Annotated in this window: 8 protein-coding genes; all 8 read left to right on the forward strand. The window is 70.4% G+C overall.

What is annotated here, in order from left to right; genetic code table 11:
• The first annotated feature begins 91 nt into the window (after nucleotides 1–91).
• The 8 genes from malQ (at nucleotide 92) to typA (ending at nucleotide 11,771) form a co-directional block, all read left to right on the forward strand.
• The gene (malQ, locus tag BJY28_RS08750) at nucleotides 92–2,185 is read left to right on the forward strand and encodes a 4-alpha-glucanotransferase (protein ID WP_343037026.1); all 2,094 of its coding nucleotides are present in this window, start codon (nucleotides 92–94) and stop codon (nucleotides 2,183–2,185) included.
• Between the two features lie 314 nt (nucleotides 2,186–2,499).
• Nucleotides 2,500–4,131: a peptide ABC transporter substrate-binding protein gene (locus tag BJY28_RS08755; RefSeq protein ID WP_179462674.1), complete on the forward strand. Its 1,632-nt coding sequence runs from the start codon at nucleotides 2,500–2,502 to the stop codon at nucleotides 4,129–4,131.
• A gap of 79 nt (nucleotides 4,132–4,210) precedes the next feature.
• Nucleotides 4,211–5,134, forward strand: a complete 924-nt coding sequence (locus BJY28_RS08760; protein ID WP_179462675.1) for an ABC transporter permease subunit — start codon at nucleotides 4,211–4,213, stop codon at nucleotides 5,132–5,134.
• Nucleotides 5,127–6,092 carry an ABC transporter permease gene (locus BJY28_RS08765; RefSeq protein WP_179462676.1) on the forward strand — a complete coding sequence of 322 codons (966 nt, stop codon included), beginning with the start codon at nucleotides 5,127–5,129 and terminating at the stop codon, nucleotides 6,090–6,092. The genes BJY28_RS08760 and BJY28_RS08765 overlap by 8 nt, the downstream gene beginning before the upstream one ends.
• Before the next feature lie 18 nt (nucleotides 6,093–6,110).
• Nucleotides 6,111–7,139 (forward strand): ABC transporter ATP-binding protein, encoded by a 1,029-nt coding sequence (locus tag BJY28_RS08770; RefSeq protein WP_179462677.1) that lies wholly within the window; start codon nucleotides 6,111–6,113, stop codon nucleotides 7,137–7,139.
• Nucleotides 7,132–8,208, forward strand: a complete 1,077-nt coding sequence (locus BJY28_RS08775) for an ABC transporter ATP-binding protein (RefSeq protein WP_179462678.1) — start codon at nucleotides 7,132–7,134, stop codon at nucleotides 8,206–8,208. The genes BJY28_RS08770 and BJY28_RS08775 overlap by 8 nt, the downstream gene beginning before the upstream one ends.
• Nucleotides 8,209–8,475: 267 nt before the next feature.
• Nucleotides 8,476–9,684, forward strand: coding sequence for an IS110 family RNA-guided transposase (locus tag BJY28_RS08780; protein WP_179461960.1), 1,209 nt, complete (start codon nucleotides 8,476–8,478; stop codon nucleotides 9,682–9,684).
• 179 nt (nucleotides 9,685–9,863) lie between these two features.
• Nucleotides 9,864–11,771 carry a translational GTPase TypA gene (gene typA, locus BJY28_RS08785; protein ID WP_179462679.1) on the forward strand — a complete coding sequence of 636 codons (1,908 nt, stop codon included), beginning with the start codon at nucleotides 9,864–9,866 and terminating at the stop codon, nucleotides 11,769–11,771.
• Nucleotides 11,772–11,775 lie beyond the last annotated feature (4 nt).

Consider the following 11,775-nt stretch of genomic DNA (forward strand, 5'->3'; position numbering starts at 1 on the left):
GCGACGGCCCCGCACCTGCGGACCAGGGCTCGAAGGCGGTCCCGCGGGGCGAAGGTGACGTGGCCGCCCCCGGTGAGCGAGAGTGGCCCCCGTGACCGACGCGCTGTCCCCTGTCCTCGCCCAGCTCGCCGAGGCGAAGGGGGTGAGCACCACGTGGTGGGACTGGCACGGCCAGCAGCGCGAGGTGCCCGCCGCCTCGGTGCGCACGGTGCTCGCCGCCCTCGGCGAGGACGCCACCGACGACGAGGCCGCCCGGGCCAGCCTGGACGAGGTCCGCGACCGCCCGTGGCGACGCACCCTCCCGCCGACGGTGATCCACCGCGCCGGCCGCACCGACCAGGTGCTCGTGCACGTCCCGCACGGCAGCGCGGTCGCGGTGCGGGTCGACCTCGAGGATGGCGGCAGCCGCCCGCTGGAGCAGGCCCGGCACGACGTCGACCCCCGGACCATCGACGGCACGTCCATCGGCGAGGCCGCCTTCGTCCTGCCGGCCGACCTGCCGCTGGGCTGGCACCGGCTCGTCGCCGACACCGACGCCGCTCCGCTCGACCCGATCAGCGCCACCGCCACGCTGGCGGTCGTCCCGGACCGGCTGCGGCTGCCCGCGGGCGCGCCGCTGACCGGGCTGCTCACCCAGCTCTACCAGGTGCGCAGCCGGCGCAGCTGGGGCATCGGCGACCTCGGCGACCTGGCCCGGCTGGGGGAGTGGGCGGCCGGCGCGCACGACGCAGGCTTCGTCGTCGTCAACCCGTTGCACGCCGCCGAGCCGTGCCCGCCGATCGAGCCTTCGCCCTACCTGCCGACCTCCCGCCGCTTCGTCAACCCGATCTACATCGACCTCGGCTCCCTGCCCGGCGCGGACCGGCTCAGCGACGCCACCCGCGCCGAGATCGACGCCCTGGCCGAGCGCGGTCAGGCCCTGACCGGCGACGAGCTCATCGACCGGGACGCGATCTGGACGCTCAAGGACGAGGCGCTGCGCGCCGCCTTCCGCGAGCTCGGCGAGGGCCAGGCCGAGGACGTCGCCCGGCTGCACGCCGTGGAGGGGGAGGCGCTCGTCGACCTCGCCACCTGGTGCAGCATCGCGATGGCGCACGGCACCCGGTGGCGGCAGTGGCCGACCGAGCTGCACGACCCGCGCTCCCCGGAGGTGCTCGCTCACCGGGAGCGGCACCGCGAGGAGATCTCGTACCAGGTGTGGCTGCAGTGGGTCGTGCAGACCCAGCTCGCGCACGCCCAGCAGCGGCTGCAGGAGGCCGGCATGCCGCTGGGCATCGTCGGTGACCTCGCGGTCGGCATCCACGCCGAGGGCGCCGAGCGGTGGGCCCTCGGCGACGTCTTCGCCCACGGGGTGACCGTCGGTGCGCCGCCGGACCAGTTCAACCAGCTCGGTCAGGACTGGAGCCAGCCGCCGTGGCGGCCGGACCGTCTCGCCGAGGCGGGCTACGCCCCCTTCCGGGACATGATCCGGGCGGTGCTGCGCGCGGCCGGGGGGCTGCGGGTGGACCACATCATCGGCCTCTTCCGGCTGTGGTGGGTGCCGGAGGGCGGCCTGCCGGTCGACGGCGCCTACGTCCGCTACGACCACGAGGCGATGATCGGGATCCTCGCCCTGGAGGCCGAGCGGGCCGGTGCGGTGGTCATCGGCGAGGACCTCGGCGTGGTCGAGCCGTGGGTGCGCGAGTACCTCACCGAGCGCGGGGTGCTCGGCACCAGCGTCGTCTGGTTCGAGCGCGACGAGCAGGGCGAGCCGCTGCCGCCGGAGCGCTACCGCGAGCTGTGCCTGGCCACCGTGACCACGCACGACCTGCCGCCCTCGACGGGGTACCTGCAGCTCGAGCACGTCGACGTCCGTCAGCGGCTGGGGCTGCTCACCCGCCCGGAGGAGCAGGAGCGGGCCGCCGAGCAGGAGAGCATCGACCAGGTCCGGCGCGCCCTGGCCGCGCGCGACCTGCTGCCCCGGGAGGACGCGCCGGTGGCCGAGGTGGTCGACGCGCTGCACCGCTGGCTGGAGCTCACCCCGTCGCGGCTGCGCGGGCTCGCCCTCACCGACCTCGTCGGCGATGTGCGCGCGGTCAACCAGCCGGGCACCTCGACCGAGTACCCCAACTGGCGGCTGCCGCTGGCCGGCCCGGACCGGCAGCCGCTGCTGCTGGAGGACCTCATCGACGGCGACACGCGCTAGCGCGCGGGAGCGATTGCCGTCACCTGGTTTCTCGCCTGTCGAGACTGCCGGTTGAAGGGCATTCTCACCGCAAGATCTTCGCTGCTGCCTTGATCACCCCAGACGTCCTGCGCTTAGGCTGCCCTGGTCGCCCAATAGTCACATTTGTGTCTCACCACACATGCCCGGATGGCGCTTGGCCGCTTCATGTCATTTCATGTCAGGTGCGCCTGCGAACGCAGTCGCGATCTATCCCTGAGGGAACCGGCGGCGACGCCGGTCCCGGATCATCAAGACCTTGCCGCCGACAGGCGGCTCGACGGAGGAGGACATCCATGCGGGTCAAGTCTCGCGCGATGACCGTCGCCAGCATCTCAGCGGTCGCGCTCTTCGCGACCGCGTGCGGTGGGAGCGACGACAGCGGCGACAGCGGTGGTGGTACCGGCGGCGAGATCATCGCCAAGGGCTGCGAGCCGGAGAACCCGCTGATCGGCGGCAACACCGGTGAGAGCTGCGGGCACGACATCGTCGAGCTCTTCACCTCGACCCTCTTCCGCTACGACCCGGAGACCTCCGAGCCGATCGCCGACCTGGCCGAGTCCGTCGAGACCGAGGACAACCAGAACTTCACGGTGAAGATCAAGGAGGGCGTGAAGTTCCACGACGACACCGAGGTCAAGGCCAAGAACTTCGTCGACGCCTGGAACTACACCGCGAACTCCGAGAACGCCCAGTACCTCGCGTACTTCTTCGAGCCGATCGAGGGCTACGAGGACGTCACCGCCGAGGAGGAGGGCGCCAAGCCCGCCAAGAGCGAGATGTCCGGCCTCGAGGTCGTCGACGACTACACCTTCACCATCAAGACCTCCGAGCCGGTCTCCAACCTGCCGATCCGCCTGGGCTACACCGCCTTCGCCCCGCAGCCGGACTCCTTCTTCGAGGACCCGGAGGAGTTCGCCAAGAACCCGGTCGGCGCCGGCCCGTACCAGCTGACCGAGTGGTCCTCGGGCCAGCAGGCGGTGCTGGAGAAGTTCGCCGACTACGGCGGCGGCGCGGCCAAGGGCAACCTCGACAAGATCACCTTCCGGATCTACGACGACGAGGAGGCCGCCTACAACGACCTGCTCGCCGGCAACCTGGACACCCTGGACAACCTGCCGGCCAGCGCCCTGGTCGACCAGCAGTACCGCACCGACCTCGGTGACCGCTGGGCCCAGGAGGAGTACCCGGCCATCCAGACCGTCACCTTCGCCCCGGCCGACGTCGACCCGAAGTACGACGACACCAAGCTGCGCCAGGCGGTCTCGATGGCGATCGACCGCGAGAAGATCATCACCGACCACTTCGACGGTGCCCGCGAGCCCGCCACCGGTTGGGTCGCCCCCGGCGTGGAGGGCTTCAAGGAGGGCGCCTGCGGCGAGTACTGCGAGTTCAACCCGGAGGAGGCCAAGAAGCTCCTCGACGAGGCCGGTGGCTTCGAGGGCCGGATGACGATCAGCTACAACGCCGATTCCGACCACAAGCCGTGGGTCACCGCCACCTGCAACTCTATCCGCGAGGCCCTGGACGTGGACTGCGTCGCCCAGCCGGTGACCACCTTCGCCCAGTTCCGTGAGCAGATCGGTGACGAGGAGATGAAGGGGATGTTCCGCTCCGGCTGGATCGCGGACTACCCGCACATCGAGAACTTCCTCACCCCGCTCTACGCCACCGACGGCTCCAGCAACGACGGCAACTACTCCAACAAGGAGTTCGAGTCCACCCTCGAGGAGGCCGCTCAGGCCGAGGGCGACGAGTCGCTGGCCCTCTACCAGGAGGCCGAGGCGATGCTCGCCGGCGAGGACTTCCCGGCCATCCCGATGTGGTACTACACCGCCACCATCGGCTGGTCCGAGAACGTCAGCAACGTCAAGGTCAGCCAGGCCTCCGGTCGCCCGGACCTGCTGAACGCGACCGCCAACAACTGATCGGCCGCGACATCGGCCCGGCCGCCGCAGCACGCGGTGGCCGGGCCCTTGTCAGGTTCTCGCGAGGAAGGAGGGCGACGTGGGCCAGTACGTGCTGCGGCGTCTGCTGCAGATGATCCCGGTGATCATCGGGGCGACGTTCATCATCTACGCGATGGTCTTCGCGCTCGGTGACCCGTCGGCCGGTGCGTGCGGCGACAAGCCGTGCCCGCCCGGCGTGCAGGCGGAGTTCGACGAGAAGTACAACTCCAACGACCCGCTGCCGGTGGCCTACGCCAAGTACCTCGGCGGCTTCGTCCAGGGCGACCTGGGGGAGAGCCGCTACGACCGCCCGGTCAGCGAGGAGCTCACCCAGCGGTACCCGGTCACCGCGAAGCTCGGCGCGATGGCGCTGGTCATCGAGGCCGTCATCGGCATCGCTGCCGGCGCCCTGGCCGCGGTGCGCAAGGGCGGCTTCCTCGACAACCTCGTCCTGGTGAGCACCCTGGTGCTCATCTCGGTGCCGGTCTTCGTCACCGGCGCGCTGGCGCAGTATTTCCTCGGGGTGAAGCTGGCCCTCTTCCCGGTGACCGTCCCCGCCGACCCGACGATGTACGACCTGCTGCTGCCGGCGATCGTGCTCGCGTCGCTGTCGATGGCCTACGTCGCCCGGCTCACCCGGACCAACCTGGCCGAGAACCTGCGCGCCGACTACGTGCGCACCGCCAAGGCGAAGGGGTTGACCCCCGGCCGGACCATCGGCGTGCACGCGCTGCGCAACTCGATGATCCCGGTGATCACCTTCATCGGCTACGACTTCGGCGCGCTGCTCGGCGGCGCCATCATCACCGAGCGCATCTTCAACATCCGGGGGGTCGGCGGATACGTCTTCGCCGGGATCGGCCAGCGGGACGCCTACGCCGTCGTCGGCGCGGTCACCGTGCTGGTCATCGTGTACCTGATCGTCAACCTCATCGTCGACCTGCTCTACGGCGCCCTCGACCCCAGGATCACCCATGACTGACACCAAGCCCCAGCACCCCCGGGACCCGGAGGCCGGTCAGCCGATCGAGGACGACCTCGACATCACGCCCGCCAGGGCGGGCGGCGACGGTCAGGACAAGGCCCGCTCGCTCGGCGCGGACGCCTGGCGCGAGCTGCGGCACAACTGGATGTTCTGGCTGGCCGCCGTGCTCATCGTGCTCTTCGTCGTCATGGCCGCCTTCCCCGGCCTCTTCACCGGCACCGACCCCCGGGCCACCGGCCAGGTCCGCGAGACCCCGAACGCCGACGCCTGGTTCGGCCGGGACACCCAGGGCTACGACATCTACGCCCGCACCATCCACGGCGCCCGGGCCTCGATCCTCGTCGGCATCCTCACGACCATCCTCACCACGGCCGTCGGCGTGGTCACCGGCATCGCCGCCGCCTACTTCGGCGGCTGGGTGGACACCCTGGTCAGCCGGATCACCGACGTCTTCTTCGCCATCCCGCTGATCCTCGGCGGCATCGTCTTCATGACCGCCTTCCCCAACGACCAGTCCACCCCCTACCTGGTGGTCGTCGGCAAGGTCGTCATCGCCCTGGCGCTGCTCGGCTGGCCCAGCGTCACCCGGCTGATGCGCGGCTCGGTCATGCAGGTGATGCCCAACGACTACATCCAGTCGGCGCGCGCCCTGGGTGCCTCGCCGTTCCGGATCATCCGGCGGCACGTGCTGCCCAACGCCATCGCGCCGGTGATGGTCGTGGCGACGATCAACCTCGGTGTCTACATCGTCGCCGAGGCCTCGTTGTCCTTCCTCGGCATCGGGCTGACCCCGCCGGCGATCTCCTGGGGCGTGGCGATCAGCGACTCGCTGACCACGGTCCGCAGCTACCCGCACATCCTCTTCTTCCCGGCGGCCTTCCTCAGCGTCTGCGTCTTCAGCTTCATCCTGCTGGGCGACGCGGTGCGGGACGCCTTCGACACGAAGAGCCGATGAGAGGCCGGTGACACGATCATGAGCACCTCCACGACGAGCGAGCACGCCCGGACCGCGGGCACCCCCGCCGACCACCTGCTCGAGGTCGACGACCTGCACGTCGAGTTCCGCACCCGGGACGGCGTCGCCAAGGCGATCAACGGGGTGAGCTTCTCCCTCGACGAGGGCGAGACCCTGGCGATCCTCGGCGAGTCCGGCTCGGGGAAGTCGGTGACCGCCCAGGCGATCATGGGCATCCTCGACATGCCCCCCGGCCACATCGGCGGCGGCCGGATCCTCTTCCAGGGCCGCGACCTGCTGACGATGCCGGAGAAGGAGCGGCGGGCCATGCGCGGCCCGGACGTCTCGATGATCTTCCAGGACGCGCTGAGCTCGCTGAACCCGGTCTTCCCGGTCGGCTGGCAGATCGGCGAGATGTTCCGCAAGCACCGCGGGATGAACCGCTCGGACGCCTACGAGCAGGCGGTCCGGCTCATGGAGCGGGTGAACATCCCGGCCGCCAAGGAGCGGGTCAAGGCCTACCCGCACCAGTTCTCCGGCGGGATGCGCCAGCGGATCATGATCGCCATGGCGATCGCCCTCGACCCCAAGGTGCTCATCGCCGACGAGCCGACCACGGCGCTCGACGTCACGGTCCAGGCGCAGATCATGAACCTGCTCAAGGAGCTCCAGGAGGAGTTCCACATGGGCCTGATCCTCATCACCCACGACCTCGGTGTGGTCGCCGACGTCGCCGACCGGATCGCCGTCATGTACGCCGGGCGGATCGTCGAACGGGCAGACGTCGGGGACATCTACGCCCGGCCGGCGCACCCCTACACCCGTGGGCTGCTGGAGTCGATCCCGCGGCTGGACCAGAAGGGGCAGACCCTCTCGGCCATCGGCGGGCTGCCGCCGAGCCTGCTGGCCATGCCCGACGGTTGCGCCTTCCACCCGCGCTGCGCCTTCGCCCGGGACGTCTGCCGCAGCGAGATCCCGCCGCTGGAGCAGATCGGCCCCCGCCGCGAGTCGGCCTGCCACTTCTCCGAGGAGGTCCTCAATGCCTGAGCGCGACGTCATCCTCAGCGCCCGCGACCTGAAGAAGCACTACCCGATCAAGGGCGGCGTGCTGCGCCGCACCGTCGGCGAGGTCAAGGCGGTCGACGGGGTCAGCTTCGACCTCTACAAGGGCGAGACGCTCGGCGTCGTCGGTGAGTCCGGCTGCGGCAAGTCCACCCTCGGCCGGCTGCTCATGCGGCTGGAGGACCCCACCGCGGGCAGCGTCACCTTCGACGGGGTGGACATGTACGAGCAGGCGGGGGCGGACATGCGCCGGCTGCGCCGGGACATCCAGATCGTCTTCCAGGACCCCTACACCTCGCTGAACCCGCGCCGGACGGTCGGCGAGATCATCTCCGAGCCCTTCGAGATCCACCCGGACGTGCTCGGCAAGAAGGACCGCACCGCCCGGGTCAAGGAGCTGCTCGAGCTCGTCGGGCTCAACCCGGAGCACATCAACCGCTACCCGCACCAGTTCTCCGGCGGTCAGCGGCAGCGCATCGGCATCGCCCGCGGCATCGCGCTCAACCCCAAGGTGCTCATCTGCGACGAGCCGGTCTCGGCCCTGGACGTCTCCGTCCAGGCGCAGGTGATCAACCTCATGGAGGAGCTGCAGGACGAGCTGGGCCTGTCCTACGTCTTCATCGCCCACGACCTCTCGGTGGTGCGGCACATCTCCGACCGGGTCGCGGTGATGTACCTCGGGCGGATCGTCGAGCTCGGCGACGAGGACGAGGTCTACAGCCGGCCCACCCACCCCTACACCCAGGCGCTGCTGTCGGCGGTGCCGGTGCCGGACCCGACGCTGCGCGGCAAGCGCGACCAGATCGTGCTCACCGGCGACGTGCCCAGCCCGGCGAACCCGCCGGCCGGCTGCCACTTCCACACCCGCTGCTGGAAGGCCGAGGACGTCTGCCGCACCGACGCCCCGGACCTGGCCGAGCGGGCCGACGGCGTCGGCCGGCACCCTTCGCGCTGCCACTTCGCCGAGCCGCGCGAGATCGTCCAGACCGAGGACGTCACCCACGTCGCTGGCGCCGGGATGCTCGCCGACACCTCGGGGGAGAGCACCCCCTGACCCTGGGGCGCCGCCCTCTCACCCTCCCCCGTTACCTTCTTCGTGCCCTCGATGATGGGGGTGTTGGTCGCTGGGTCCGGCATGACTGACCGCCCCTGTCTCGTCGATGATCCGGGGGGTGTTGTCACCGGGCCTGGTGGCGTCGGTCTGACCGCTGATAGGGACACGACCCCCGAACGGGTGGTCTCTTCGTAACGTGGCTGCCGGCTGCTGACGCCTGACCGCGGCCAGCATGATCACTGTCCGCGTGGGGCAAGGAGGCCCGTCATGGAAGAGCCATCAGCAGATCATGGGTACGCGGTGTTCCTCGGGTTGGACGTGGGCAAGGGCGAGCACCACGCCACCGCTCTCGACCCTGACGGGCGACGGGTGCACGACAAGCCGTTGCCGCAGGACGAGCACGCCCTGGGGGGCCTGTTCGAGCAGCTGAGCGAGCACGGGCCCGTGCTCGTCGTGGTCGACCAGCCCGCCTCGATCGGCGCACTGCCGGTCACGGTCGCGCGCGATGTGGGCGTGGACGTGGCCTACCTTCCCGGGCTGGCCATGCGCAGGATCGCTGACCTGCACCCGGGCAACGCCAAGACCGATGCCCGCGACGCGTACGTGATCGCCGAGGCGGCACGGTCGATGCCGCACGCCCTGCGGCGGGTCGACACCGGCGACGAAGCCCTAGCCGACCTGGAAGTCATCGTCGGATTCGACGACGACCTGGCCGCCGAGGTCACCCGGGTGACCAACCGCATCCACGGGCTGCTCACCCAGATCCACCCCGCCCTCGAACGGGCTATCGGCGGCAAGTTGCACCACAAGGCGATCCTGGAACTGCTCCGCCGCTTCGGTGGACCGACCGGCCTACGTCAAGCAGGCAAACGCCGGATCGCTGCAGCGGTCCGGGCGCGGGCTCCACGCAGCCACCACGCGATCGTCGAAGCGATCATGTCCGCGCTGGACGAGCAGAGCGTGACCGTGCCCGGCACCCGGGCCACCGAGCTGGTCCTGCCCCAACTGGCCGACCAGCTGACCTCGCTGCTGGCTCAACGCGAGCAGGCCGCCACGCAGGTCGAGGGGATGCTCGATGCGCACCCTCTTGCCGCGGTCCTGACCTCGATGCCCGGCATCGGGGTCAGGACCGGAGCGCGGATCCTCCTCGAGGTCGGCGACGGGTCGAGCTTCCCCACGCCGGGCCACCTGGCCGCCTACGCCGGACTGGCTCCAGTCACCCGCAGATCAGGCTCCTCCATCCGCGGCGAGCACCCCTCCCGAGCCGGCAACAAGAACCTCAAACGCGCCATGTTCCTCGCCGCGTTCGCCGCACTGTCCGACCCGACCTCACGCGCCTACTACGACCGCAAAAGAGCCCAAGGCAAGAAGCACAACGCCGCGCTGATCTGCCTGGCCAGACGACGCTGCGACGTCATCTACGCCATGCTCCGCGACGGCACCCCCTACCAGCCCCGCCCCGCCACCGCCGCTTGACGAAACCCATAGGGACACCCCCCTTCACCTCCATCCCCCACGGGGTGCGCGCTCTCACGACCCGGCTACCACGCAGTAAGTGCTGTGATCACGACACTTACTGCGTGGTAGCCAGGGGTTTAGGGTGCGCGGGGACAGCGCATTTGGGCCGGGAGCGGCCCGCTGAGACAATGCGCCCCATGCCCACCCAGACCCGCCACGACGTGCGCAACGTCGCCATCGTCGCCCATGTCGACCACGGCAAGACCACCCTCGTGGACAAGATGCTGTGGCAGGCGGGGACCTTCGGCGAGCACGACCACGTCGACGAGCGGGCCATGGACTCCGGCGACCTGGAGCGGGAGAAGGGGATCACGATCCTCGCCAAGAACACCGCGATCCGCTACGCCGGCCCCTCCGCCGCCGAGCACCAGGCCCCCGACGGGGTCACCATCAACATCATCGACACCCCCGGCCACGCCGACTTCGGCGGCGAGGTCGAGCGCGGGCTGTCCATGGTCGACGGGGTCGTGCTGCTCGTCGACGCCTCCGAGGGCCCGCTGCCGCAGACCCGCTTCGTGCTGCGCAAGGCGCTGGCCGCGCGGATGCCGGTCATCCTGTGCATCAACAAGGTGGACCGCCCGGACAGCCGCATCGCCGAGGTCGTCGACGAGGTCTACGAGCTCTTCATGGACCTCGTCGACGACGCCGCCGACCAGGAGAGCGCCCTGGACTTCCCGGTCGTCTACGCCTCGGCGAAGGCGGGTGTGGCCAGCCTGGAGGCACCGGCCGACGGCGGTCTGCCTGACGGGGACGACCTCGAGCCGCTCTTCGCCACCATCCTCGAGACGATCCCGGCGCCGACCTACGACAGCGACACCCCGCTGCAGGCGCACGTCACCAACCTCGACTCCAGCAACTTCCTCGGCCGCCTCGCCCTGCTGCGGGTGCACAACGGCGAGATCAGCAAGGGCCAGCAGGTCACCTGGTGCCGCACCGACGGCAGCCAGCAGCGGGTGAAGATCACCGAGCTGCTCATGACCGACGGCCTGGAGCGCAAGCCCCTGGAGGGCCGCCCGGCCGGCCCCGGCGACATCATCGCCATCGCCGGCATCCCCGAGATCATGATCGGCGAGACCATCGCCGACGCCGAGGACCCGCACCCGCTGCCGGTGATCACCGTCGACGAGCCGGCCATCTCGATGACCATCGGCACCAACACCTCCCCGCTGGTCGGCCGCGGCCCGACCCGCGGCACCAAGGTCACCGCCCGCCTGGTCAAGGACCGCCTCGACCGCGAGCTCGTCGGCAACGTCTCGCTGCGGGTGCTGCCCACCGAGCGGCCGGACGCCTGGGAGGTCCAGGGCCGCGGCGAGCTGGCGCTGGCCATCCTCGTCGAGCAGATGCGCCGCGAGGGCTTCGAGCTGACCGTCGGCAAGCCGCAGGTGGTCACCAAGGAGGTCGACGGCAAGGTCCACGAGCCCAGCGAGCGGCTGACCATCGACACCCCCGAGGAGCACCTCGGTGCGATCACCCAGATCCTCGCCGCCCGCAAGGGCCGGATGGAGCAGATGACCAACCACGGCACCGGCTGGATCCGGATGGAGTTCATCGTGCCCAGCCGCGGCCTCATCGGCTTCCGCACCGAGTTCCTCACCGAGACCCGCGGTACCGGCATCGCCCACCACGTCTTCGACGGCTACGAGCCGTGGGCGGGCACGATCACCACCCGGGTCTCCGGCTCGCTGGTGGCCGACCGCTCCGGCCCGGTGACCTCCTACGCCATGGTCAACCTGCAGGAGCGCGGCACCCTCTTCACCGACCCCGGCACCGAGGTCTACGAAGGGATGATCGTCGGCGAGAACTCCCGCGCCGACGACATGGACGTCAACATCACCAAGGAGAAGAAGCTCACCAACGTGCGCGCCTCCTCCGCCGACAACTTCGAGAAGGTCGTCCCCCCGCGCCGGCTCTCCCTGGAGCAGTCCCTGGAGTTCTGCCGCGAGGACGAGTGCGTCGAGGTCACCCCCGACGCCGTGCGCATCCGCAAGGTCGAGCTCGACCACACCCTGCGCGCCCGCGCCGCGGCGCGCGCCCGCAACTCCTGAGGCA

Source organism: Janibacter alkaliphilus (assembly GCF_013408565.1).
Taxonomy (GTDB): domain Bacteria; phylum Actinomycetota; class Actinomycetes; order Actinomycetales; family Dermatophilaceae; genus Janibacter; species Janibacter alkaliphilus.